The following is a 22,747-nucleotide window of genomic DNA, read 5'->3' as shown; positions in this document are numbered from 1 at the left end:
ACCCTCATGACTAATCCGAGACCGTTGGACGGCATCACTGTTATCAGCCTGGAACATGCGATTGCCGCACCGTTTTGCACACGTCAATTGGCCGACCTCGGCGCCCGTGTGATCAAGGTCGAGCGTCCTGGCGCTGGGGATTTCGCCCGTGGTTACGACGAGCGCGTGCGCGGCCTGGCCTCGCATTTCGTGTGGACCAACCGCTCCAAGGAGAGCCTGACGCTGGACCTCAAGCAGGACGAGGCAGGTGACATCCTGGAAACCTTGCTCGCCGACGCCGATGTGTTGGTGCAGAACCTGGCACCCGGCGCGGCGGCGCGCATGGGCTTGTCGTTCGAGGCCCTGCATGCGCGTTTCCCGCGTCTGATCGTCTGTGATATCTCGGGTTACGGCGAGGGTGGCCCTTACGAGAAAAAGAAAGCCTACGACCTGCTGATCCAGAGCGAAGGCGGCTTTTTGTCCGTGACCGGCGGCGCTGGCGAAGATCAGATGGCCAAGGCCGGTTGCTCCATCGCTGACATCTCCGCCGGTATGTACGCCTACAGCGGCATCCTCTCGGCGTTGCTGCTGCGGGGCAAGACCGGCAAGGGCAGTCGCATCGATGTGAGCATGCTGGAAAGCCTGGTGGAGTGGATGGGCTACCCGATGTACTACGCCTTCGACGGCGCCCCGCAGCCACCACGGGCCGGAGCGGCGCATTCGACGATTTACCCGTATGGGCCGTTTCCCACCGGCGATGGCGGCACGGTGATGCTCGGCTTGCAGAACGAACGCGAATGGGCGGCTTTTTGCGACAAGGTGCTGCTTACGCCCGAGTTGGCTACCGATGAACGTTTCTCCGCCAACTTCAAACGTTCGGCCAACCGTGAGGTGCTGCGCCAGATCATCGTCGACAGCTTTGCGCAACTGGACGCCGAGGCGGTGATCCAGCGTCTGGAAGTGGCGCAAATTGCAAGTGCCCGGGTCAATGATATGCAAGGTGTGTGGGACCACCCACAACTCAAGGCCCGCGACAGTTGGCGCGAAGTCGACAGCCCGGCGGGGCCGTTGCCCTCGCTGCTGCCGCCTGGACGCAATGGTGCGTTTACCCCGCGTATGGACGCTGTTCCCGCATTGGGTCAACACAGCCAAACCATCCTTGACCAGCTCGGTTACGCCGGTGCTGCCATCGACAGCCTGCGTGCGCGCGGCGTTATCTAATCAGGAATTTCGTGATGCCAAAGCCATTGGTTCGTTCAGCGTTATTTGTGCCCGGCAGTCGACCGGAGCGCTTTGCCAAAGCATTGGCCAGTGGTGCCGATGCAGTGATCGTGGATTTTGAAGATGCGGTGGAAGAGCCACTCAAGCGCCAGGCTCGGGATAACCTCGGTGCGTTCTTGACGGCTAATCCTGCCGCCCAGGTGTGGGTGCGTATCAACGCGCCGGAACATGCCGAGCATTTTGAAGATGTGGCGTTCTGCAAAGCCCATTCGAATGTGGCCGGGGTGTTGCTGCCCAAGGTGGAAAGTGCGGCGCAGGTGGCGGTGGTTGCGGCGACCGGCAAGGTGATCTGGCCGATTATCGAGAGTGCACGGGGGTTGTTGGCGGTCGCTGAGATTGCCCGTGCACCGCAAGTGGAGCGCCTGTCATTTGGTGGCCTGGATTTGGCGCTGGACCTGAATTTGAGCAGCCATTCTCCAGCGGCCGAGTTTGCCCTGGACCAGGCGCGACTGGCGCTGATCGTGCATTCGCGCGCAGCCGGTTTGGTGGCGCCGTTGGACGGGGTGCATCCGGCTATTGATGACCCCGAGGGTTTGCGCCGCTCGATTCGGCATGCCTATGAAATGGGTTTCGCCGGGGCGCTGTGTATCCATCCCAAGCAGGTGGCGGTGATTCATGAGGCCCTGGCGCCCAGCCCCGAGGATTTGGCCTGGGCCAAGCGAGTAGTGGAGGGCGGTGCGAGTGGGGCCGGGGCGTATCAGATTGATGGGCAGATGGTGGATGCGCCGGTGTTGTTGCGGGCACAGAGACTGCTGGCCTCCCAATTCTGACTGATGAAACTGGCTCTGAGTGTGGGAGGGGGCTTGCCCCCGATAGCGGTGTGTCAGACAGCACTTTTGTCTCTGATCCACAGCTATCGGGGGCAAGCCCCCTCCCACAGGGATCCTCCATTGTTCTTGAGGTTTGGTGTTCGGCCACGCCGAACGCAGGTATCTAAAATTCGAAATTCACTACACGCGCCACATCAGGCACCTTGCCCTACAACACAACAATAAGAAGGTGATTTCCCATGCTCAAGCTTTCCCGGGCGCTGCTGTGCGCCGCCACCGTGTTTGCCGCAGGCCTGGCCCAGGCGGCGGATCCGATCGTGATCAAATTCGCCCACGTGGTCGCCGAAAATACCCCCAAAGGCCAGGGCGCGCTGATGTTCAAGAAGCTCGCCGAAGAACGCCTGCCCGGTAAGGTCAAGGTCGAGGTCTACCCCAATTCGTCGCTGTTCGGCGACGGCAAGGAAATGGAAGCGCTGCTGCTGGGGGACGTGCAGTTACTGGCGCCGTCCCTGGCCAAGTTCGAGCAATACACCAAGCAAGTGCAGATCTATGACCTGCCATTCCTGTTCAACGACCTGGCCGCCGTCGACCGCTTTCAAGCGGCGCAGGGCAAGGAATTGCTCACGTCGATGCAGGATAAAAACATCCTCGGCCTGGCCTATTGGCACAACGGTCTCAAGCAACTCTCCGCCAACAAGGCCCTGCATGAACCCAAGGATGCGCGTGGCTTGAAGTTCCGCGTACAGGCGTCCAGCGTGCTCGAAGAACAGTTCAAGGCGATCCGCGCCAACCCGCGCAAGATGAGTTTTGCCGAGGTCTATCAAGGTCTGCAGACCGGCACCGTCAACGGCACCGAGAACACCTGGTCGAACTATGAAAGCCAGAAGGTCAACGAGGTGCAGAAGTACTTCACCGAGTCCAACCACGGCCTGATCGACTATATGGTGATTACCAACGCCAAATTCTGGAACGGCCTGCCACCGGATATCCGCAGCACCCTGGACCAGATCATGGTCGAGGTCACCGTCGAGGTGAACAAGCAGGCCGAAGCGCTGAACCAGTCGGCCAAGCAGAAAATCGTCGACGCCAAGACCAGCGAAATCATCGAACTCACGCCGGAGCAACGTGCACTGTGGCGCGAAGCCATGCGCCCGGTATGGCAGAAGTTCGAAGGCGAGATTGGCGCTGACCTGATCAAGGCGGCGGACGCGTCCAACCAATAACCCCAGGATGTACCGAGATCCAATGTGGGAGGGGGCTTGCCCCCGATAGCGGTGTATCAGAGACAGATGTGCAAGCTGACACACCGCTATCGGGGGCAAGCCCCCTCCCACAGTTGACCCGGTTATCACTCCACTTTTGCACCTACCAATTCCTGCCTCGCGAGGTTTTGCCATGCAAACGCTAAGGCGCGTCTGGGAGCACCTGGAGGAAGGCTTTATCGCTTTCCTGCTGGCCGCCATGACCCTGGTGACATTCGTCTACGTCATGCTCAACAACATCTACACGCTGTTCTTTGCCCTGGCGGACAAATGGGCAGCGAGCAGCCATTTCTTCAACGCCCTCGGCGACGGCACCATGACCTGGGCCCAGGACATGACCTGGAGCGTGGCGCTGACCAAGGCCATGTTCGGCTGGCTGATTTTCTTCGGCATTTCCTACGGTGTGCGCACCGCCGGCCACTTGGGGGTGGACGCACTGGTCCGGCTGACCAAACGCCCGGTGCAACGCATCCTTGGCATGCTCGCCTGCCTGTGCTGCCTGGCCTACGCCGGGTTGTTCATGGTCGCCAGCTACAAGTGGGTCAGCGCAGTCATGGCTGCCGGAATCGGCGCCGAAGACCTGGATAAATACGGCATCGACATTGGCCACATCGTGGTGATCGTGCCCATCGGTTTCGCCATGGTGTTTATCCGCTACCTGGAAATTTTCTACCGCATCTTTACCCACCGTCAGGTCGGGTTGGGGCTGGCCGACGAGGCCGGTGAGGCCAGTAAGTTGGCCGGCAGCCATGAGGAGCGTCACTGATGGCCGTGCTCTGTCTGTTTCTGTTGCTGTTCGTATTCATGTTCCTTGGGGTGCCGATTGCGATTTCCCTGGGGTTGTCTGGCGCAGTGTCGATCCTGATGTTCAGCCAGGACTCGGTGAGCTCCCTGGCGATCAAGCTGTTCGAAACCTCCGACGCCTACACCTTCCTGGCAATCCCGTTTTTCCTGCTGTCCGGCGCGTTCATGACCACCGGCGGCGTGGCGCAGCGCTTGATCGACTTTGCCAATGCCTGTGTCGGGCATATCCGGGGCGGCCTGGCGATTGCGGCGGTGCTGGCGTGCATGCTGTTCGCCGCGCTCTCCGGCTCGTCACCCGCGACGGTTGCGGCAGTGGGCTCGATTGCCGTGGCAGGCATGGTGCGGTCCGGTTACCCCAAGGAGTTCGGCGCGGGGATTATCTGCAACGCGGGTACGTTGGGCATCCTGATCCCACCGTCGATTGTGATGGTGGTGTACTCGGCGGCCACCGAAACCTCGGTGGGCAAGCTGTTTATGGCCGGGGTGATTCCGGGGCTGTTGCTTGGCCTGATGCTGATGATCGCGATCTATATCGTTGCGCGCATCAAGAAGCTGCCGGCCCAGCCACGCGCCACCTTCCGTGAGTGGCTCACCTGCGCACGCCGTGCGTTCTGGGGCCTGTTGCTGTTGGTGATCATCCTCGGCGGTATCTACAGCGGCATGTTCACCCCGACCGAAGCCGCGGCGGTGGCGGCGGTGTATTCGGCGTTCGTGGCCTTGTTCATCTACAAGGACATGAAGCTGCGCGACTGCCCCAAGGTGCTGCTGGAGTCCGGGCGCCTGGCGATCATGCTGATGTTTATCATCGCCAACGCCATGCTCTTCGCCCACGTGCTGACCACTGAACAGATCCCGCAGGAAATCACCGCGTGGGTGATCTCCGAAGGGCTGACGCCGATTGGCTTCCTGATCATGGTCAACATTGTGCTGCTGATAGCCGGCAGCTTTATGGAACCGTCGGCCATTGTGCTGATCCTGGCACCGATCTTCTTCCCGATTGCCATGAAGCTGGGCATCGATCCGATTCACTTGGGCATCGTCATGGTGGTGAACATGGAAATCGGCCTGGTGCATCCGCCAGTGGGGTTGAACCTGTTCGTGACGTCGGCGGTGACCGGGTTGAGCCTGGGGCAGACAATTCGGGCGGCGTTGCCGTGGCTGATGATCTTGTTGGTGTTTTTGATCATGGTTACCTATCTGCCGTTTATATCGCTGGCATTGCCGCATTGGCTGGGTATGTAAGCCACGACACGAGACAGCGTGGGAGCCGGGCTTGCCCGCGATGACGGCGTATCAGCCAATATATTGGGTGGCTGACATAACGCTATCGCGGGCAAGCCCGGCTCCCACATTGGTTTCTGCGCCGTTATTTTTCCAATGCGTTCAAAATCGCGTGGGCAATCTTCACCCGCTCCGCATTCGGATAATTCATGTTCGCCAAGATCACCACGCCCCTATCCTTGCTCGGCACATACGCCACATAGGCGCCAAACCCACGGGTCGAGCCGGTCTTGTTGTACAGCACGTTGGCCGGTTGTTTTTGTGCCGGCGTCAACCAGCTGACTTTGTGCGGCTCTAGCGCCATCGGTGTGGAGTTGCCGTCGGTCAATGCTTGCAGCGTGATGGGGTAGGGGTAGTACTCCCAGCCCAGGCCCTGCGTCATGCCGTTCACCGTGTAGTAACCAGTGTGCGTGGTGGCGATGGCCTGTTGCAGCGGCTTCTCCAGGGTTTCAGGGTGCAGGTTGACCATCACGTAGCGCGCCAGGTCCTGGGTGCTGGTCTTGATGCCATAGGCTTCGCTGTCCAGTGCGCCGGGGCCGACGCGGACGGGGTTCTGGTCTTTGTCATAGCCTTGGGCGTAACGATTCTGCTGGTCGGCAGGCACATTCACGTAGGTGCTTTTCAAACCGAGCTTGGGCAACAGGGTTCGCTCCATGGCCACGTTGAACGGTTGGCCCAGGCTTTGGGCGGTGAGGTAGCCGAACAGGCCGATGCTCGGGTTGGAATACAAGCGCTGCGTACCGGGTGCGTAGACAGGTTTCCAGTGCTGGAAGTAATTGAGCATGGTGCCGGCGCTGTCAGCCGCGTCGGGAAATTGCAACGGCAGGCCGCCCGGTGTGTAAGTGGCCAGTTGCAACAGGTTGATACGGTCGAAGGCGCTGCCCTTGAGTGCCGCGAGATGCTGGCTGGCGGTGTCCGACAGCTTGAGCTTACCGCTGGCCTGGGCGTAACCGCCGAGGGTGGCGGTGAAGGTTTTGCTCACCGAACCGATCTCGAACAATGTGTCCTGGGTAACCGGCTGCTGGTTGGATTCGTTGGCCACGCCGTAGTTAAAGTATTGCACCTTACCGTTGTTCACGACGGCCACCGACAGGCCGGCGATGCCGTGTTGCTGCATCAGCGGCGTGACCTGGTCGTCCACGACCTTGCGCAGGTCCGTGGCGGCCATGCTGGTCCCGGAAGTCATAAATAAGGCGGAAATCAGCAAGTTTCTTACGTTGCGGTTCATGGTTATTCGCTTCCATGTCATTGAGGGAGTTGCGATCAGGGCCTGCGCAGGCGTCGCAAATCTAGGTAGATTCTGTGGCTTCGACAAACGATGATATCTCGCACCAGCCATTAGAAAATTTAGGGTCAAAGCATGCTGCGCTCCCATCTGCCCCTCAATGCACTGCGCGCCTTCGAGGCGTCGGCTCGCCACTTGAGCTTTACCCGGGCCGCCATCGAGTTGTGTGTGACTCAGGCGGCGGTGAGCCATCAGGTAAAAAGCCTGGAAGCGCAACTTAACGTCACCTTATTCAAGCGGTTGCCACGGGGCCTGATGCTGACCCGTGAGGGTGAAACCTTGCTGCCGGTGTTGCGCGAATCCTTCGACCGTATTGCCCATACCTTAGGCCAGTTCGAGGGTGGGCATTACCGCGAGGTACTGTCGGTGGGCGCGGTGGGAACATTCGCGGTGGGCTGGCTTTTGCCGCGTCTGGCTGACTTTCAAAGTCGCTATCCGTTTATCGACCTGCGCCTGTCCACCCATAACAACCGGGTGGACGTGGCCGCCGAAGGCCTGGACTACGCGATTCGCTTTGGCAGCGGTGCCTGGCACGGCACCGATGCCTGCCAACTGTTGGAAGCGCCGCTCACGGTGCTCTGTGTGCCGCAGATTGCCGAGCAATTGCGCAAACCCGCCGACCTGCTGAAACACACCTTGCTGCGTTCCTATCGCGCCGATGAGTGGAACCTGTGGTTCCAGGCCGCAGGCTTGCCCGCCGACACCCTGGTGCCGCGCAGTATCGTGTTCGACTCATCGTTGGCCATGATGGAAGCAGCGCTGCAAGGCACCGGAGTGGCGTTGGCGCCGGCGACGATGTTCTCGCGGCAATTGGAGGGGGATGTGATTCGCCAACCGTTCGACCTCGGTATCACAACGGGCAGTTATTGGTTGACCCGTTTGCAATCGCGGGTCGAAACATCGGCGATGTTGGCGTTCAAGGATTGGCTGAAAGCGGTCACCGCGCAGCCTTGAAATTTTTATTCTCGAAACAAAATGAAACATTTGCCACGGGCTAACCTCTACCGTACCCCGACCCGAGTGCCTTCATGAACAGCCCACGTCCCTCCGCCCGCATGCCCCACCTGACTCAGCTGCGTAATCTCAAAATGGCTCGTTCCGCTCACGCCTATGTGCGCGGCAGTACCGTGCAGTTCTACGAGTGGCTGCACAGCCTGCCCGGACGGCGCTTGCCCCACGGCCCGGCGATCTGGATCTGCGGCGATTGCCACGCGGGCAACCTCGGTCCGACGGGGGATATCAAGGGCCGCATCGACATGCATATCCGCGACCTTGACCAGACCGTGATCGGCAATCCGGCCCATGACTTGGTGCGTTTGGCACTCTCTTTGGCCACCGCCGCACGAGGCTCTGACCTGCCGGGCGTCACGACCGCGCGCATGCTTGAAGAAATGATGGTGGGCTACGCGCAGGCGTTCAAGGACAAACCGGATGAAACACCGCCGCGCCCGTCCCAGGTCAAGGCGGGCATGCGCAGTGCGGTGGAGCGCACCTGGAAGAACCTGGCGCGTGAGCGTATCGAAAATGCGCGGCCAACGATTCCCTTGGGCAAACACTTCTGGTCGTTGTCACGGGCGGAAAAGAAAGCGCTGGAAACTGTGTGCGGGTCGGATGAAATCCATCAGTTGGTCACCTCCCTCAAGGGTCGCCCCAAGGATGCCAAGGTCGAACTGCTGGACTCGGCGTATTGGGTCAAGGGCTGCAGCTCTTTGGGATTGTTGCGCTATGCCGCGTTGTTGGGCGTGGGCGACAAGGATGATCAGGAATATTGCCTGATCGATATCAAGGAAGCTGTCGGCGCGGCGGCTCCCCGGGCGGCGCGGGCAAAGATGCCACGGGATAATGGCCGTCGAGTAGTGGAGGGCGCACGCCAGCTGTCGCCAGGCTTGGGCGAGCGCATGGTGGCGACGCGGTTTCTGGATCACGGGTTTTTCATTCGCGAGCTGTTGCCCCAGGACATGAAACTGGAACTCGATGAGCTGAGCGAGATCGATGCGATGCACGCCGCCGGTTACCTGGCCCGCGTGGTCGGTATCGCCCATGCCCGGCAGATGGACCGGGATACACGCAAGGACTGGATGGCGATGTTGCAGGAAAACCGCTCCAGGCAACTGGATGCGCCGTCGTGGTTATGGACCAGTGTGGTGCAGTTGGTGGGGAGCCATGAGCAGGGGTATCTCAACCATTGTCGGCGGTATGCATTGGAACACTGAGTTGCAGGCAGTGGAGATCAAATGCGGAGCCGGGCTTGTGTGGGGGCGGGCTTGCTCGCGAATGCGGTGGCTCAGACAGCGATTAATCGCCTGACACTCTGCTTTCGCGAGCAAGCCCGCTCCCACATTGGGATCGCAGTCAGACAAGATATTTGCGGAACCAGCCCAATGTGCGTTCCCACGCCAGGTTCGCCGCCGCTTCGTCATACCGTGGCGTCGAATCATTATGGAAACCATGGTTGGCGCCCTTGTAGATATACGCCTCATACGTCGTCCCAGCCGCCTTCAACGCCTGTTCATACGCTGGCCAGCCTTCATTGATCCGTGTGTCCAGCTCGCCGTAATGCAACATGATCGGCGCCTTGATGCGTGGCACGTCCTTGGCCTCCGGCTGGCGCCCGTAGAACGACACCGCCGCGCCCAGTTCCGGGTAGGCCACGGCGGCCGCATTGGTCACGCCGCCGCCGTAGCAGAAACCGGTGATGCCGACCTTGCCGGTGCTGCTGTCGTGGTGCATCAGCCATTCGATGGCGGCGAAGAAGTCGTTCATCAGCTTGGTGGGGTCGACTTTCTGTTGCAGTTCCACGCCTTTTTCATCGTTGCCAGGGTAGCCGCCGACCGAGGTCAGGCCATCCGGCGCCAAGGCGATAAAGCCGGCTTTGGCCAGGCGTCGGGCGACGTCTTCGATATAGGGGTTGAGGCCACGGTTTTCGTGGACCACCACCACCGCTGGCAACTTGCCGGCAGCCTTCGCTGGGCGCACCAGGTAGCCGCGCACGGTGCCATTGCCTTTGGGCGAGGGGTAGGTGATGTAGTCGGCGACGATATCCGGGTCGGTGAACTTCACCTGTTCGGCCAGCGCGTAGTTGGGGCTCAACGCCGCCAGCAGGGCCGAGGCGGTGAGGCCGCCGAAGGTGAACAGCGCGGCGCGGTCGAGAAACTCACGGCGGTTGATCTTGCCGTGGGCGTAGCCGTCATAGAGTTCCAGCAATTCGGGGGCAAAGTCTTTCGCGGTGAGACGAGTCATCGGTGCAATCCTCGATTAGCGGTGGCAGACAATGTAGACCAGGATCAGCCTTCGCGACCATGGGCAGCGGCGGCCAATTGCCCGGTGTCGACGCGTACGAACAGCGAATCGCCGATGGCCGTCAGCACGTCACCGGCGTACACCTCACAGACCACGCGGCTTTTGCGTCCAACCTCACCTTCGACGCGGGCGCGCAAAGTCAGGGTGACGCCCATGGGCGTAGGTTTGATAAATTTGATACCCAGGTTGCCGGTGACGCAGTCGATGCGTGGCAGGCTGCCAGGCTCGCGCTGTTCGGCGCGGTAGTGATAGGCCATGGCGGTCCAGTTGGAATGGCAGTCCACCAGCATGGCGATCAGGCCGCCGTAGACCAGGTCGGGCCAGCCGCTGTATTGGGCGTCGGGCAGATGCTCGGCGATCAGGTGCACGCCATCGCTGTCCCTACGGCTCTTGATATGCAGGCCGTGAGGGTTGCTGCCACCGCAGCCGTAGCAAATGCCTTCGGGGGCGGTGATGTCTTGCAGGGAATCGCGGTGCATGCAAAGTCCTTATTGTTCTGGGGCGACTACCCTGTTTAACAGGACACAGGCAGGATGGGAATAATGTGTCACTACTTCTTGCGGAGGGTTGCATGAACCGTCGAATGTCGTTTCTGGTCCTGTTGGCGTTTGCCGTTGGCGCGTTCTCCAGCGCGCAAGCGGTGGAATACAAAGACGTCAACCGCGCCGCCAGCCAGATCAGCTTTACCTTCCAGCAGTTCGGGCAGCGGGTGTATGGCACGTTCAGCGACTTCGAAGGCACCCTGGATTTTGATACGCAACAGCCCGAGGCGGCCCATGCGTTGCTCAAGATCCAACTCGCCAGCATCGATGCCGGCAGCGAAGACGCCAACACCCAATTGCAACTGCCGGCCTGGTTCGACACGGCGGCCTTTCCGGTGGGCGTGTACGAGTCCAACGGCGCCACGGCACTGGGCGATAACCGCTACAAGATCACCGGCAACCTGACGATCAAGGGCATTACGCGGCCGGTGGAGATCAATGTGTTGCTCAAAGAGCAGAGCGGTATCGGCGTGTTCGACGGAGAGTTCGTACTCAAGCGCGGCGACTTCAAGATCGGCGACGGCGAGTGGGCGGGCAACAGCGTGGTGTCCGATGCCATCCACATCAAGTTCAAGATGGTTTCGCCCCAGCGCTAACGGGCAAACTTTTTCGCCCCGGCCACGCAGCCGATCACCGCGAGGGTCACCAGCACCATGCCCAGGCTGACCTGTTCATGCAGCAAGCCCGCCGCCAGCGCCAGGCCGAAAAACGGTTGCAGCAACTGCAACTGGCCGACGGCGGCGATGCCACCCTGGGCCAGGCCGCGGTACCAGAACACAAAGCCGATCAGCATGCTGAACAACGCCACATAGCCCAGGCTCAGCCAGGCGGGCAGGCTGATACCGCTGAACGTGGCCGGCGCAAGGATCACGCTCAGCGGCACCACCACCGGAATCGACACCACCAGCGCCCAGCAAATCACCTGCCAGCCGCCAAGGGTGCGCGACAGCTTGGCGCCTTCGGCATAACCGAGGCCGCACACCAGCACCGCCAACAGCATCAATACGTCTCCGGCGGGGGCGGCGCTCAGGCCTTGGGCGAAGGCATAGCCCATCACCAGCACACTGCCCAGCACCGAAAACAACCAGAACACCGGGCGTGGCCGCTCACCACCGCGCAGCACGCCAAAGACAGCGGTTGCCAGCGGCAATAGCCCAATAAACACGATGGAGTGCGCGGAGGTCACGTATTGCAGGGCCAATGCGGTGAGCAGCGGAAAACCGATGACCACGCCGAGCGAAACCACGGTCAGGGGCATCCACTGGTTGCGTGCCGGGCGCTTCTCCTTGAACAGCCCCAATAGCAACAACCCCAGCACGGCCGCGATGGCGGCACGGATCATGGTGAGGAACACCGGGTCGAATTCCATCACCGCCAGGCGCGTGGCGGGCAATGAACCGCTGAAAATCACCACGCCGATAAAACCGTTGATCCAGCCCTGGGTGCTGCTGTCCAGGGTGTTGAGCCGTGAAGTACGTTCCATAAAGGGATGTCCGAAGAAGTCAGGATTGCGTACGAGCCATCCTAGAGTGGAAGATTAGGACAATCAAAAAATTGTCATGGATACATCGCCTATGCCACGCGCCCGCTACAAGTCGCTGGTCGACACCTTCGCCGACGCGATCCGCAGCGGCAAAATGCCCCCCGGCACACGGCTGCCGACCCATCGCCAATTGGCCGCCGAGCATGGGCTGGCACTGGTCACCGCGAGCCGGGTGTATAGCGAGCTGGAGGCGATGGGCCTGGTCAGCGGCGAAACCGGCCGAGGCACCTTTGTGCGCGAGATCGCGTTGCCGCCGGGGCAGGGCAGTGGGCAGATGACCTTGGTCACGGGCATGCTCGACCTCAACTTCAATTACCCCTCGTTGTCGGGTCAGGCGGAGCTGCTGCGCACCGCACTGCGCCAGTTGGCACTCTCCGGCGATCTGGAGGCGTTGCTGCGTTACCAGCCCCACGCCGGTCGCCTGCACGAACGCGCCACAGTGGCGCGCCATCTGCTCAGTCGCGGGCTGACGGTCGAGGCCGAGCAGGTGTTGGTGGTCAGCGGCGCCCAGCATGGGTTGGCGGTGACCCTGATGGCGTTGCTCAAGCCGGGGGATGTGATTGCGGTGGATGCGCTGACGTACTCGGGGTTCAAGGTGTTGGCCGAGACCCTGCATCTGGAGATGGTCGCGATACCGGTCAACGCCGACGGGCCGGACCTGGACTACCTGCAAGGCCTGTGTCGCAAGCGTCCGGTGCGTGCGGTCTACAGCATGCCGACCTTGCACAACCCGCTGGGCTGGGTGATGAACCTGGCGCAGCGTGAACAGTTGGTGGGCATCGCCCGTCAGCACAATCTGATGATCATCGAGGACGCGGCCTACGCGTTTCTGGTAGCCGACGCGCCACCTCCCGTGGCCACCCTGGCGCCGGAGCGCACGGTGTACGTGGGCGGGCTGTCGAAAAGCGTTGCCACCGGGCTGCGCGTAGGCTTTGTTGCTGCGCCAGCCGCGTGGATGGGCAAGCTGGAGCGCACCATCATGGCTACCACCTGGAACGTCCCCGGTGTGATGAGCGCAATTGCCGTGGCCTGGATCGAGGACGGCACGGTGGCTCGGCTCGAAGCGCAAAAACGCGAGGACGCCCAGGCGCGCCAGGTGTTGGCGGCGCAGGTATTGAACGGGGTGGACTACATCAGTCACCCCTCGTCGTATTTCCTATGGCTGCCTCTGACCGAAGACGTCCGCGCCGATCAAGTCGCGATGACCTTGCAGCGCGAGCAGGTCTGGGTCTCCACCGCCGAGCCTTTCTCGATCTCGACCCATGTGCCCCACGCGTTGCGCCTGGCATTGGGCTCGGTGGACCTGGTGGCGCTGCACGACGCCCTGGCCAAGGTTCGCCAGGTGCTGGTGTGGTAAGCCAGCCTCAGTATTTATAGGCCTGGCGCCCGATCAGCAGCCAGTAGCCTTTTTGTTTCTGCCAGACCTGGAAGTTGTCGATATCGGTCGGCACTTCGACGCCGCTGTTCACCGCCAGGGCGTGGAAGTGATTGCGCACCAGGGCGGTGTCGCCGTTCAGGGTGATGGTTTGGTTTTGCATTTCCAGGGTCTTGAAGGCGCTGGTGTGGGTCTCGATGTCGGCGATGAATTGCGCTTTGTTTTGCACCTTGCCGCTGGAGTGGCCGTAGGTGAGTGTGTCGGCGGTCAGGGCATGGAGTTGCTTGATGTCGGTATGCAGCATGGCCTGGGTGAGTTGGTCGACGGCTTGGGCTACATCCTTTTCAGCGGGGGCCGGTGCGGCGGCGACGTAACCAGAAAACAGGCACAGAAAACCGATCAGCAGTTTGACGTTGGGCATGGGTGTTTCCTTATTGTTGTTGGGGGGTTGCCAGTGCGACACGTAACAGGGTGTGTCGTCGTACAACATTGCAATAGGTGATACCTGTTTGGAAAGTGAAATTTGCACAAGTCATACATAATGGGGTTTTGCGTGCTTGTACGATGTCTCATCACGGGTTAAAACTAGTCTCCCGCATAACAATAAAATAACGGAGACACTTGATGGATTCTTCCTCCTTTCCGGGCCATGGCCGCCGCGTTTTTCTCAAGCGCTCCCTGGCGGTTTCCGCGTCGGTAGCGGTGCTGGGCAACCTGCCTCGCCTGGCCGATGCGGCCGAGCCCTTGAGCCAACGTTACCCGGACCCGCTGATCAAGGTCTTGGATGACAGCTTCCTGGAGCTGCGCCTGTTCAACGCCAGTGTGGAGCGCCTGGCTACCGGCTTGCGCTGGGCCGAGGGCCCGGTGTGGGTCGGTGATGGTCGCTACTTGTTGCTCAGTGACATCCCCAACAACCGCATTGTGCGGTGGGACGAAGTGACCGACAGCCTGTCGGTGTACCGAGAACAATCCAACTTCTCCAACGGCATGTGCCGCGACCGCCAGGGGCGCCTGCTGGTGTGCGAAGGCTCGACCACCACCCGCGAGGGCCGGCGCATCACCCGTACCGAGCACAACGGCAGCATCACCGTGCTGGCGGACAGCTTTGACGGCAAGCCTTTCAACTCGCCCAACGATATCGTGTGCAAGCGCGACGGTTCGGTGTGGTTCAGCGACCCGCCATTCCAGACCGGCAACAACTACGAAGGGCACAAGATCACGCCTACCCAACCCCACGGCGTGTATCGCATTGACGGTGAGAGCGGCAAGGTCACCCGAGTGATCGACGACCTCAACGGGCCCAACGGGCTGTGCTTTTCACCGGATGAAAAGACCCTGTACGTGGTGGAAGGTCGCGCCAAGCCCAACCGGCTGATCTGGGCCATCGACGTCAAGGACGATGGCACCCTCGGCGCCCGCCGCAAACATATCGAAGGCTTGGAATACGCTGCCTTGGACGGTATCAAGTGCGACGAGAGCGGTAACCTCTGGTGCGGCTGGGGCGGTAATGGCGACCCCAAGGCCGACCTGGAAAAACTCGATGGCGTGCGCGTGTTCAATCCTCAGGGCAAGGCCATCGGGCATATCTCGCTGCCGGAACGCTGCCCCAACCTGTGTTTTGGTGGTCGTGAAGGGAATCGGCTGTTTATGGCGGGCAGCCATTCGATCTATGCGTTGTTCGTGAATACGCGGGGGGCGGATTTCGGCTGAGGTAGTGCATACAAGCCGATTTGAAATAAGCCGATTTGAAATACAGGCCAAATGTGGGAGGGGGCTTGCCCCCGATGAGGGCATATCAGTTGAAACATCTGTGACTGATACACCGCAATCGGGGGCAAGCCCCCTCCCACATTTAAATTGCGCTGAGTCAGTTAGAGCGGCGGGGTGCGCGGTGGCACCAGGCGTTTACTGCCAGTGGCTTCAAACGCCGCTGCAAACCTCAGCAACGCCGAATCATCATAGGCACGACCCGCAAAGGTCAGGCCCACCGGCATGCCAATATCCTCCATCACGCCCATCGGCACGGTGACGGTCGGCACGCCTAAATGACGGATCGCGAGGTTGCCGTTGGCCACCCACACACCGTTACTCCACGCGATATCCGCAGAAGCTTCGTTCACATCGGCATCCGCCGGACCCACATCGGCCACGGTCGGGAACAGCACCGCATCCAGGCCGAGGGCATCCATCCACTCTTCGAGGTCAATGCGCCGAGTCTGTTCCAGGCCGCGCAGGCCATCGGGCACGGTGCTGATTTCGTTCCACGGCGTGATGCCACGCTCGGCCATGCGCACGTATTCATCCATGCCGGCGGCGAGGTCGTCTTCGCGGTTGGGCAGGGTGCCGGGGTCGTGGGGGAAGATCTTCGGCCCGTCGACATCCGCCAGGCGGTTCAAGGCCGGGTCGTTGTTGGCGCGCAGGAAGTCGTCAAACGCCCAGGCCGACAATTCCCACAATTCGTCGTGCAGGAATTCCTTGGACACCAGGCCACGGGTAAACACCGTCGGTGCACCGGGGCGGTCACCTTCGCAGTTGGACACCAGCGGGAAATCCACCTCGATCACTTCCGCGCCGGCCGCTTCCAGCGCCTGGCGGGCGCCTTGCCACAGGTCGATCACGCTGGCGCGGGTGATGATTTTCTGGCCGGTCGGGCCGCCGATGCCGGGTTTTTCACTGGTGCCGGCCTCGGGGTCGGCGTTGATGTACATGCGCGGTATGCCGAAGCGTTTGCCGGCCAGGGATTCGCTTCCCACCGCCAGTGCTGGATACGAAGCAGGGCGCACCGACGCCACGCTGGGGATCGGCACCCAAGGTTGCAGGCGCCACAGGTCGCCACGGGTGTCCGGGTCTTCGGCCACCACCACGTCGAGCACTTCCAGCAGGTCGGCCATGGTGCGTGCATAGGGCACCACCACGTCCATAGTGGGCGTGAGTGGCCAGTTGCCGCGTACCGAAATCACCCCACGGGACGGGGTGTAGGCGCACAGACCGTTATTGGATGCCGGGCCGCGACCGCTGGACCAGGTTTCTTCCGCCAGGCCGAACGCCGAAAAGCTCGCCGCCGTGGCAGTGCCCGCGCCATTGGACGAGCCAGAGGCAAACGGGGCGGTCAGGTAGTCGGCGTTGTACGGGCTTTCCGCCCGGCCATACACACCGCGCTGCATGCCGCCATTGGCCATCGGCGGCATATTGGTCTTGCCCAGGCAGATCGCACCGCCGGCGCGCAGGCGCTCAATGGTGAAGGCGTCGCGCTGGGCAACCAGGTTCACAAACGCCGGGCTGCCGGATGCAGCGGTCAGGCCTTTGACCAGGTAGCTGTCTTTGGCGGTATAGGGAATGCCGTCCAGTGGGCCCAGCGTGGCGCCTTTGGCCCGGCGTGCATCGGACGCCTCGGCTTCCTTGAGGGCGTCGGGGTTGCGCACGACCACGGCGTTCAACGCGCCGTCATAGGTGTCGATGCGCGCCAGGTAGGCCTGCACCAGCTCAACGGCCGTGGTCTGGCCGGACTCAAGCGCCGCGCGCAATTGGGCAATGGAGACTTCAGTAACTTGCATCAGGTTTTTTTCGCCGCCTTCACGTGGGGGGATGGCGGCAGTCTACGTACAGATTTTTCACAGTGCCAGCGTCCTGAGTGGCTTGCTGGTAGGATGAGCGGCCCAGGATCACGGTTGTATTTCAAGGAGGAAAACATGCGCAGACCCTATATCGCGCTCGCCGCTTTGCTCGGATTTTCGTTGTATACGCTGTTCACGATGCTCACGGCTGAGCAGTCGCTGCCGGCCTTTGGGCTGGAACTGATGTCGCGGCCGGACACAGCGCAAGTGGTGATCGACCTGTACCTGATGGCGGTGCTGGCGTGTGTATGGATGTATCGGGATGCGAAGCGGCGAGGGCGCTCGGTGGCTTCGGTGGTGCCTTACTTTTTGCTGACGGCGGTGTTTGTGTCGGTGGGGCCGCTGCTCTATCTCGTTGTGAATGGCTTTCGGGACAAGTGAATCATTCCAGTGCAGGCGTGGGTCAATGTGGGAGGGGGCTTGCCCCCGATTGCAGTGTGTCAGTCAACAGATTCATTGACTGATCCACCGCATTCGCGAGCAAGCCCGCTCCCACACAAGCGTGTTCCAACAATGGATTAGGAAGTGTCAGGGGGTTAAGGGTTGAGAAAGGCCTGATAATTCGCCTTGGTAATCTGCTGATAAGGAATCGTCAGCTCAGCGTCATACGGCTCCTTCTTCACCATCTTCACCGCCAAGTCCACCGAGCCCACGGCTTGCCCCTTGTTGTCCTGATAAGCCGTCACCAACAACTGGCCCTTTTTCACGGCATCCAACCCCGCTGCGCCACCGTCGCTGCCGGCTACCAGAATATCCTTGCCCGGCTGCATGCCCGCCTGGCTGATGGCCATGGCCGCGCCGATGGCCATCTCATCCGCATTGGCGGCAACCGCGTCGATTTTGGTGCCCGACACGATCCAGTTGTTCATCAGGTCAATCGCCTTGCTGCGTTGCCATTCGGCGCTTTGTTCCTCGACGATCTTGATGCCGGGATAGTCCTTGAGCACGTTCTTCACACCCTGGGTGCGGTTATGGGTGGCGTTGTTGGAAAGCAGCCCGAGCATGATCGCCAGGTTGCCTTTGCCGCCCATTTGCTCGGCCAGGTAACGCATCTGGATTTCACCGGCCTTGATCTCATCGGAACCCACGTACCCCACGCCCGCCGGCACCTCCTTGAACTCGGGGCGACGGTTGACGTACACCAGCGGGATCTTGGCCTGCTGGGCATTGACGGTCATTTTCGCGGTGGCGGCGGTGTCCACTGCGTTGACGATTATCGCGTCCATGCCTTGGGCCGTGAAGTTCTGCACCTGGTTGAGCTGGCGCACCACATCGCCTTGGGCGTCTTCGAATTGCAGGGTCACGCCGGGCAGTTCCTTGGCGTGGGCGGCCATGTAGTCGCGCATTTGCGCGAGGAACACATCGTCGACCTGGGCGATGCTCACGCCGATACGGATATCGGCCATCGCCCAAGGCGTGACAGCAAGGGTAAACAGTGCCGCAAGCAGTTGCTTTTTCATGGTGTTGCTCCGTTATTTTTGTTGTTGTTAAAACAGAGTGATTCACGCCAGGCGCTTGACCCGCATCTGCTCGACGGCAGCGGCGAAGTCCGCGAGTGGCCAGCGTTCGTTGAGCGCTTGCGCCATCAGTTGTTGCCCGGTTTGCGGGGCCAATCCCTTTAACGGTGGATCAGTGTCGAGGTTGGTGGGGAAGGAATAACCGTCTGCCGTGCAGCCGATCACGGCTTCCACGGCCTGGGCGTCCAGTGCTGTGTTGGCCAGCAGTGCCGGGTACACCGCCAGCATCATGCGATCACGGTCCAGCGCTTCCATGGGTTTGCCGAAGGCCGAGGAGATTTGCAGCAGGTTGGCCATGCGCTGGCGGTCCGGCGTGCGGTTGGTGCCGGCAGCGTGGAACAGCGCCGAGTTGAAGAACAGCAGGTCGCCCTTGTTCAGTGGCAGTTGCACGGCGTGCTGCTGGAAGTAGTCGATAAACTCCGTGCGCCGCCAGGCCAGGTAGCCCAGCGGGTATTGCTGGGAGAACGGCAGCAACTGGGTCGGGCCGGTTTCCAGCGGCATGTCCGAGTGGGCGATTGCGCCTTGCAACGTCAGGTACTGGGACAACCGATGCAAGGGCAGGGGAAAGCGCTCCACCACGTCATCGGTCTGGAAGCCCAGGTGATAATCGCGGTGCGGCTGCTGCGCCTGGCCGCCGGGGTGCACCACGTTCACTTGCGCGGTGACCTGGTAGCTCGGCCCCAACCACGCCTCGGCAATCAGCCCCAACAGTGGGTTGGCGTAGTACTCGACAAAAGACTCCGGCGACTGCAACGCCGCCTTCTGCAATGAATTCCAGATCCGCCCGTTGCTGCCGGCCTTGGCAAAGTGGTCAGCCTCCACGCCTTTGGCAGCCTCATTGGCAAAAATCTCGTTGAACACTTGGCTATGGCGGTCGACCACCTCCAAGTCTTCATAAGCACGGCGCACTACCATCACGCCCGGTCCGTCGCGAAACAGCCGGTGCAGTTCGTTCATCACGGCGAGACGGTCGCTGTTGCGCAGGGTGCGTGCCTCGTAGATCACCACGTTGCTCGCCACCTCGGCGCACAGCGGATAGTCGCTGGCGCTGGCCTGCTGCGTACACACTCGGTTGAAGTCCGCCAGATGCACCGCGTCAGCGGTCACAAACGCCGACATCACGCACCTCCCGACAGGCTCAGCGCCTGGTGCGGTTGCGGGCTGCCGGTGTCGGTGCAGCCGACCACGCCTTGTTCCAGGTCGATAATCGAACCGGTCATCATCCCGGATTCGCCGGACAGCAAAAACGCCACGCTGCGCGCCACTTCCTCCGGCTTGAGCAGGCGCCCGAAGGGCTGCGCGGCCTCTGCCTTGGCCAGCCAGCCGTCCTGGGCGCCGTGGTACTGGCGCTGGATATCATCTTCGTGGGGCGTGTCCATCCAGCCGATGTTCAAGCCATTCACGCGGATACGGTTGCGTAATGCACTGAACGCGACGTTCTTGGTAAGGACCGCCAGCGCACCCTTGGACGCCGCATAAGCACTCAAGAATGACTGCCCGCCATGCCCGGTGACGCTCTGGATATTCACCACCGCACCTTCCACGCCCTTGCTGATCATCAGCTTCAAGGCTTCCTGCATCAGAAAGAACGGCGCCCGCACATTCACCGCAAACAAGCGCTCGAACAGTTCCGGCGAGGTGTCGAGGATGGTGCCGCGATCCGACATCCCGGCGCAGTTCACCAGCCCATGCAAGGTGCCGAAGTGAGTGCGCGCCGCCTCGATGATTGCCCGGCAATCCTCGACCTTCTCAAGGTCGGCCTCGACAAAAAACGCTTGGCAATCCAACTGCGCCAACTGCCGTACTTGCTCTTCACCCTGGGCGCGACGTCGCCCGCAAATGATCAGCCCAGCCGCTCCACGTTGCGCCAGGGTGTGGGCCACCGCTGCGCCCAGGCCTTGGGTGCTGCCGGTGACGACAAAGTATTGGCCGCTGAACGGGGTGGCGAGATCGGTGTTTGGCATGGGCGGTTCTCCTGGATTTTTGTTGTTGTACTTCGCCGGGCTCGACGCCGGGCAAAACTGAGACTAGCATTGCAAAACCTCAGTAATACCCAAAAAACACCTCAAAAACACCTCAGGCAAAACTCATGCTCGAACGCGCCAAACACTTCTCCATCAAGCAACTCGCCACCCAGGCCGGGGTCAGCAAAGCCACGGTCGACCGCGTGTTGCACCAGCGCGGCAGCGTGCATGCCCAGACCCGGCGGCGGATCGAGCAGGCGTTGGATGAACTGGAATCCCAGGAGAAGAACGGCCTGGCGGTGGGGCGCACCTTCCATGTGGACGTGATCATGCACACGCCTCAGCGTTTCAGCGCGGCGGTGCAGGCGGCGATCACCGCGCAATTGGCCAGCCTGGCGCCGTTCCGCATTGCCCCGCGTTTTCACTTGTTCGAAGAGATCGAACCCCAGGCCATGCACGACCAGTTGCTGCGCTGCCTGGACACCGGCAGCCAGGGCGTGGTGCTCAAGGCCGCCGATGAGCCGGCGGTCAACCAGGCGGTCAAGCAACTGATCGCGGCGGGCATTCCGGTGGTGACCCTGGTGACGGATTTACCGCAAAGCGAGCGCATCGGTTACGTCGGCATGGACAACCGCACCGCCGGGCAGACCGCCGCCTACCTGATGTCGCGCTGGTTGCCCGCGGAACCCCACGACGTGGCGGTGGTGATCGGCAGCGAGCTGTTCCGTGGCGAAGAAGAGCGTGAAATGGGCTTTCGCGCCTGGCTGCGCGGGCGTGCGCCGCACTTGCGCGTGCTGGATATCAGCGGTGGTTATGGGGTTTATGCGCGCACGTTCGAACGGGTCACCCAGGCGCTGCAACAGCATCCCGAACTCAAGGCGGTGTACAGCGTTGGCGGTGGCAACCGTGCGATTGTCGATGCTTTCGCCGCCCAGGGCCGCGCGCTGGAGGTATTTATCGGCCACGACCTCGACGAAGAAAACCGCCAGTTACTGCGCGAAGAAAAAGTCGCCGCGATCATCGACCACAACCTGCAAATCGATGCCCGCCACGTGTTCCTGCACATCCTTCACTACCACCGCCTGTGGAAGGCCGGGCCGATTGCGCCGTCACAGGTGCAGATAGTCACGCCGTTCAACCTGCCGGACTGAATCTCCCCCAACAACAAAACCAGGAGTTCTCACCATGCTACGAATCGCCGTCCTCGGTGCCGGGCGCATCGCCAAGATCCATGCGGCCAACGTCGCCGCCCATCCCAATGCCACGCTGGTGCTGGTGGCCGACCCCTGGCGCGAAGGTGTCGATGCCTTGAGCGCCCAACTGGGCTGTGAAGCGGCCTACGATTGCGCCGCGGTGCTTACGCGCAAAGACATCGACGCCGTGGTGATCGGCACGCCCACCGACACCCATATCGACCTGTTGCTGGCGGCAGTAGCCGAAGGCAAAGCCGTACTCTGCGAAAAGCCCATCGACCTCGACATCGCCAAGGCCCGCAGCGCCGCCCAAGCCGTGGAGCGTCAGGGCGGCAACGTCATGCTCGGTTTCAACCGGCGTTTCGACCCCGACATGCTGCGCCTGCGCCAAGCCCTCGACGCCGGCCAGATCGGCGCGGTGCGCCAAGTCATCATCACCAGCCGCGACCCCGGCCTGGCCCCGCGTGACTACCTGGCCCACTCCGGCGGCATCCTGCGCGACATGACCATCCACGACTTCGACACCGCCCGCCACCTGCTCGGCGAAGAGCCGGTGGAAGTCAGCGCCATCGCCAGCCGCCTGGTGGACCCGAGCCTGGCCGACATCGACGACTACGACAGCGTAATGGTGCTGCTGCGCACCGCTTCCGGCAAACAGTGCCATATCAACTGCTGCCGCCAGGCGGTGTATGGCTATGACCAACGGGTCGAAGTCTCCGGCGCCACGGGCGTGCTGCTCACCGACAACCATCGGCCCAGCACCGTGCGCCATTGGAGTGCCGAACACACCGAAGCGCTGGAGCCGTTGCAGCACTTTTTCCTGGAGCGGTATGCGGATGCCTATCGCAATGAATTGGGGCAGTTTATTGAGGCTCTGAGCAGTGGAAAGGCATTGCCCACCAGCGTGCGGGATGGCTTGTATGCGCTGCATTTGGCGGAGTGTGCGTTGGAGTCGGTGAAAACCGGACGCAGCGTATCGGTCAGTTACGACCTTTAGCTGTAGGCACTCGCGCCCGTCCTATCCACCAACCGAATAC

22 protein-coding genes are annotated in these 22,747 nt (G+C 61.5%); 13 read left to right on the top strand and 9 right to left on the bottom strand.

Annotated features, from left to right (window positions below; translation table 11 throughout):
* The first annotated feature begins 6 nt into the window (after positions 1–6).
* From DYL61_RS22725 to dctM, 5 genes are all read left to right on the top strand, one after another.
* Complete coding sequence (locus DYL61_RS22725) at positions 7–1,200, top strand: CaiB/BaiF CoA transferase family protein (protein WP_135310193.1); 1,194 nt, start codon at positions 7–9, stop codon at positions 1,198–1,200.
* Between the two features lie 14 nt (positions 1,201–1,214).
* The gene (locus tag DYL61_RS22720) at positions 1,215–2,030 is read left to right on the top strand and encodes an HpcH/HpaI aldolase/citrate lyase family protein (RefSeq protein ID WP_135310192.1); all 816 of its coding nucleotides are present in this window, start codon (positions 1,215–1,217) and stop codon (positions 2,028–2,030) included.
* Positions 2,031–2,269: 239 nt separating this feature from the next.
* Positions 2,270–3,253: a C4-dicarboxylate TRAP substrate-binding protein DctP gene (dctP, locus tag DYL61_RS22715; protein WP_135310191.1), complete on the top strand. Its 984-nt coding sequence runs from the start codon at positions 2,270–2,272 to the stop codon at positions 3,251–3,253.
* A 172-nt stretch (positions 3,254–3,425) separates the two neighbouring features.
* Positions 3,426–4,058, top strand: coding sequence for a TRAP transporter small permease (locus DYL61_RS22710; protein WP_135310190.1), 633 nt, complete (start codon positions 3,426–3,428; stop codon positions 4,056–4,058).
* A complete protein-coding gene (dctM, locus tag DYL61_RS22705) occupies positions 4,058–5,338 on the top strand; it encodes a C4-dicarboxylate TRAP transporter large permease protein DctM (protein ID WP_105697049.1) in 1,281 nt (426 codons plus the stop codon). Before DYL61_RS22710 ends, dctM begins: the two co-directional genes overlap by 1 nt.
* Before the next feature lie 124 nt (positions 5,339–5,462).
* Here the strand turns inward: dctM and ampC are convergent, their stop codons facing one another.
* On the bottom strand, positions 5,463–6,605 hold the full coding sequence (gene ampC, locus DYL61_RS22700) for a class C beta-lactamase (RefSeq protein WP_135310189.1): 1,143 nt from the start codon (positions 6,603–6,605) through the stop codon (positions 5,463–5,465).
* A 132-nt stretch (positions 6,606–6,737) separates the two neighbouring features.
* On the opposite strand from ampC, the gene DYL61_RS22695 reads away from it, so the two are divergent.
* Positions 6,738–7,616 carry a LysR family transcriptional regulator gene (locus DYL61_RS22695; protein ID WP_135310188.1) on the top strand — a complete coding sequence of 293 codons (879 nt, stop codon included), beginning with the start codon at positions 6,738–6,740 and terminating at the stop codon, positions 7,614–7,616.
* A 74-nt stretch (positions 7,617–7,690) separates the two neighbouring features.
* Complete coding sequence (locus DYL61_RS22690; protein ID WP_135310187.1) at positions 7,691–8,875, top strand: DUF2252 domain-containing protein; 1,185 nt, start codon at positions 7,691–7,693, stop codon at positions 8,873–8,875.
* Positions 8,876–9,014: 139 nt separating this feature from the next.
* On the opposite strand, the gene yghX is transcribed toward DYL61_RS22690, so the two are convergent.
* Together yghX and DYL61_RS22680 are read right to left on the bottom strand one after the other, a co-directional pair.
* Positions 9,015–9,902 carry a YghX family hydrolase gene (gene yghX, locus DYL61_RS22685; RefSeq protein WP_135310186.1) on the bottom strand — a complete coding sequence of 296 codons (888 nt, stop codon included), beginning with the start codon at positions 9,900–9,902 and terminating at the stop codon, positions 9,015–9,017.
* Positions 9,903–9,946: 44 nt separating this feature from the next.
* Entirely contained in the window at positions 9,947–10,441 is a 495-nt protein-coding gene (locus DYL61_RS22680) for a PaaI family thioesterase (RefSeq protein WP_135310185.1), read from the bottom strand.
* A gap of 104 nt (positions 10,442–10,545) precedes the next feature.
* Between DYL61_RS22680 and DYL61_RS22675 the strand changes: the two genes are divergently transcribed.
* The gene (locus DYL61_RS22675; RefSeq protein WP_135310219.1) at positions 10,546–11,100 is read left to right on the top strand and encodes a YceI family protein; all 555 of its coding nucleotides are present in this window, start codon (positions 10,546–10,548) and stop codon (positions 11,098–11,100) included.
* Here the strand turns inward: DYL61_RS22675 and DYL61_RS22670 are convergent.
* Positions 11,097–11,987 (bottom strand): DMT family transporter, encoded by an 891-nt coding sequence (locus tag DYL61_RS22670; protein WP_135310184.1) that lies wholly within the window; start codon positions 11,985–11,987, stop codon positions 11,097–11,099. The genes DYL61_RS22675 and DYL61_RS22670 overlap by 4 nt on opposite strands.
* Positions 11,988–12,078: 91 nt before the next feature.
* Here DYL61_RS22670 and DYL61_RS22665 point away from each other — a divergent pair, with 91 nt between their 5' ends.
* Positions 12,079–13,404, top strand: a complete 1,326-nt coding sequence (locus DYL61_RS22665; protein ID WP_135310183.1) for an aminotransferase-like domain-containing protein — start codon at positions 12,079–12,081, stop codon at positions 13,402–13,404.
* 7 nt (positions 13,405–13,411) lie between these two features.
* On the opposite strand, the gene DYL61_RS22660 is transcribed toward DYL61_RS22665, so the two are convergent.
* On the bottom strand, positions 13,412–13,843 hold the full coding sequence (locus tag DYL61_RS22660) for a nuclear transport factor 2 family protein (RefSeq protein ID WP_135310182.1): 432 nt from the start codon (positions 13,841–13,843) through the stop codon (positions 13,412–13,414).
* 203 nt (positions 13,844–14,046) lie between these two features.
* On the opposite strand from DYL61_RS22660, the gene DYL61_RS22655 reads away from it, so the two are divergent.
* A complete protein-coding gene (locus DYL61_RS22655) occupies positions 14,047–15,132 on the top strand; it encodes an SMP-30/gluconolactonase/LRE family protein (RefSeq protein ID WP_135310181.1) in 1,086 nt (361 codons plus the stop codon).
* A 161-nt stretch (positions 15,133–15,293) separates the two neighbouring features.
* On the opposite strand, the gene DYL61_RS22650 is transcribed toward DYL61_RS22655, so the two are convergent.
* Complete coding sequence (locus DYL61_RS22650; protein WP_135310180.1) at positions 15,294–16,979, bottom strand: amidase; 1,686 nt, start codon at positions 16,977–16,979, stop codon at positions 15,294–15,296.
* Between the two features lie 132 nt (positions 16,980–17,111).
* Between DYL61_RS22650 and DYL61_RS22645 the strand changes: the two genes are divergently transcribed.
* Complete coding sequence (locus DYL61_RS22645) at positions 17,112–17,417, top strand: DUF2834 domain-containing protein (protein ID WP_135310179.1); 306 nt, start codon at positions 17,112–17,114, stop codon at positions 17,415–17,417.
* Positions 17,418–17,572: 155 nt separating this feature from the next.
* On the opposite strand, the gene DYL61_RS22640 is transcribed toward DYL61_RS22645, so the two are convergent.
* From DYL61_RS22640 to DYL61_RS22630, 3 genes are read right to left on the bottom strand one after another with little or no spacing between them, the layout of a single operon-like run.
* A complete protein-coding gene (locus DYL61_RS22640; protein ID WP_135310178.1) occupies positions 17,573–18,496 on the bottom strand; it encodes a sugar ABC transporter substrate-binding protein in 924 nt (307 codons plus the stop codon).
* Between the two features lie 42 nt (positions 18,497–18,538).
* Positions 18,539–19,672, bottom strand: coding sequence for a phytanoyl-CoA dioxygenase family protein (locus tag DYL61_RS22635; protein ID WP_135310177.1), 1,134 nt, complete (start codon positions 19,670–19,672; stop codon positions 18,539–18,541).
* Positions 19,672–20,517: an SDR family oxidoreductase gene (locus tag DYL61_RS22630; protein WP_135310176.1), complete on the bottom strand. Its 846-nt coding sequence runs from the start codon at positions 20,515–20,517 to the stop codon at positions 19,672–19,674. The genes DYL61_RS22635 and DYL61_RS22630 overlap by 1 nt, the downstream gene beginning before the upstream one ends.
* Positions 20,518–20,642: 125 nt before the next feature.
* Here DYL61_RS22630 and DYL61_RS22625 point away from each other — a divergent pair, with 125 nt between their 5' ends.
* Both DYL61_RS22625 and iolG read left to right on the top strand, forming a co-directional pair.
* Positions 20,643–21,668, top strand: a complete 1,026-nt coding sequence (locus DYL61_RS22625; RefSeq protein ID WP_135310175.1) for a LacI family DNA-binding transcriptional regulator — start codon at positions 20,643–20,645, stop codon at positions 21,666–21,668.
* Between the two features lie 34 nt (positions 21,669–21,702).
* Positions 21,703–22,707: an inositol 2-dehydrogenase gene (gene iolG, locus DYL61_RS22620; protein ID WP_135310174.1), complete on the top strand. Its 1,005-nt coding sequence runs from the start codon at positions 21,703–21,705 to the stop codon at positions 22,705–22,707.
* The last annotated feature ends 40 nt before the right edge of the window (positions 22,708–22,747 follow it).

Origin of the sequence: Pseudomonas nabeulensis, assembly GCF_004682045.1 — a bacterium.
Classification (GTDB): domain Bacteria; phylum Pseudomonadota; class Gammaproteobacteria; order Pseudomonadales; family Pseudomonadaceae; genus Aquipseudomonas; species Aquipseudomonas nabeulensis.
This window is presented reverse-complemented; position numbering and strand designations above follow the sequence as displayed.

Coding starts and splice junctions, on each gene's coding strand:
- DYL61_RS22725 (WP_135310193.1), top strand. CDS start 7: ATGACTAATCCGAGACCGTTGGACGGCATCACTGTTATCAGCCTGGAA.
- DYL61_RS22720 (WP_135310192.1), top strand. CDS start 1,215: ATGCCAAAGCCATTGGTTCGTTCAGCGTTATTTGTGCCCGGCAGTCGA.
- dctP (WP_135310191.1), top strand. CDS start 2,270: ATGCTCAAGCTTTCCCGGGCGCTGCTGTGCGCCGCCACCGTGTTTGCC.
- DYL61_RS22710 (WP_135310190.1), top strand. CDS start 3,426: ATGCAAACGCTAAGGCGCGTCTGGGAGCACCTGGAGGAAGGCTTTATC.
- dctM (WP_105697049.1), top strand. CDS start 4,058: ATGGCCGTGCTCTGTCTGTTTCTGTTGCTGTTCGTATTCATGTTCCTT.
- ampC (WP_135310189.1), bottom strand. CDS start 6,605: ATGAACCGCAACGTAAGAAACTTGCTGATTTCCGCCTTATTTATGACT.
- DYL61_RS22695 (WP_135310188.1), top strand. CDS start 6,738: ATGCTGCGCTCCCATCTGCCCCTCAATGCACTGCGCGCCTTCGAGGCG.
- DYL61_RS22690 (WP_135310187.1), top strand. CDS start 7,691: ATGAACAGCCCACGTCCCTCCGCCCGCATGCCCCACCTGACTCAGCTG.
- yghX (WP_135310186.1), bottom strand. CDS start 9,902: ATGACTCGTCTCACCGCGAAAGACTTTGCCCCCGAATTGCTGGAACTC.
- DYL61_RS22680 (WP_135310185.1), bottom strand. CDS start 10,441: ATGCACCGCGATTCCCTGCAAGACATCACCGCCCCCGAAGGCATTTGC.
- DYL61_RS22675 (WP_135310219.1), top strand. CDS start 10,546: ATGTCGTTTCTGGTCCTGTTGGCGTTTGCCGTTGGCGCGTTCTCCAGC.
- DYL61_RS22670 (WP_135310184.1), bottom strand. CDS start 11,987: ATGGAACGTACTTCACGGCTCAACACCCTGGACAGCAGCACCCAGGGC.
- DYL61_RS22665 (WP_135310183.1), top strand. CDS start 12,079: ATGCCACGCGCCCGCTACAAGTCGCTGGTCGACACCTTCGCCGACGCG.
- DYL61_RS22660 (WP_135310182.1), bottom strand. CDS start 13,843: ATGCCCAACGTCAAACTGCTGATCGGTTTTCTGTGCCTGTTTTCTGGT.
- DYL61_RS22655 (WP_135310181.1), top strand. CDS start 14,047: ATGGATTCTTCCTCCTTTCCGGGCCATGGCCGCCGCGTTTTTCTCAAG.
- DYL61_RS22645 (WP_135310179.1), top strand. CDS start 17,112: ATGCGCAGACCCTATATCGCGCTCGCCGCTTTGCTCGGATTTTCGTTG.
- DYL61_RS22640 (WP_135310178.1), bottom strand. CDS start 18,496: ATGAAAAAGCAACTGCTTGCGGCACTGTTTACCCTTGCTGTCACGCCT.
- DYL61_RS22635 (WP_135310177.1), bottom strand. CDS start 19,672: ATGTCGGCGTTTGTGACCGCTGACGCGGTGCATCTGGCGGACTTCAAC.
- DYL61_RS22630 (WP_135310176.1), bottom strand. CDS start 20,517: ATGCCAAACACCGATCTCGCCACCCCGTTCAGCGGCCAATACTTTGTC.
- DYL61_RS22625 (WP_135310175.1), top strand. CDS start 20,643: ATGCTCGAACGCGCCAAACACTTCTCCATCAAGCAACTCGCCACCCAG.
- iolG (WP_135310174.1), top strand. CDS start 21,703: ATGCTACGAATCGCCGTCCTCGGTGCCGGGCGCATCGCCAAGATCCAT.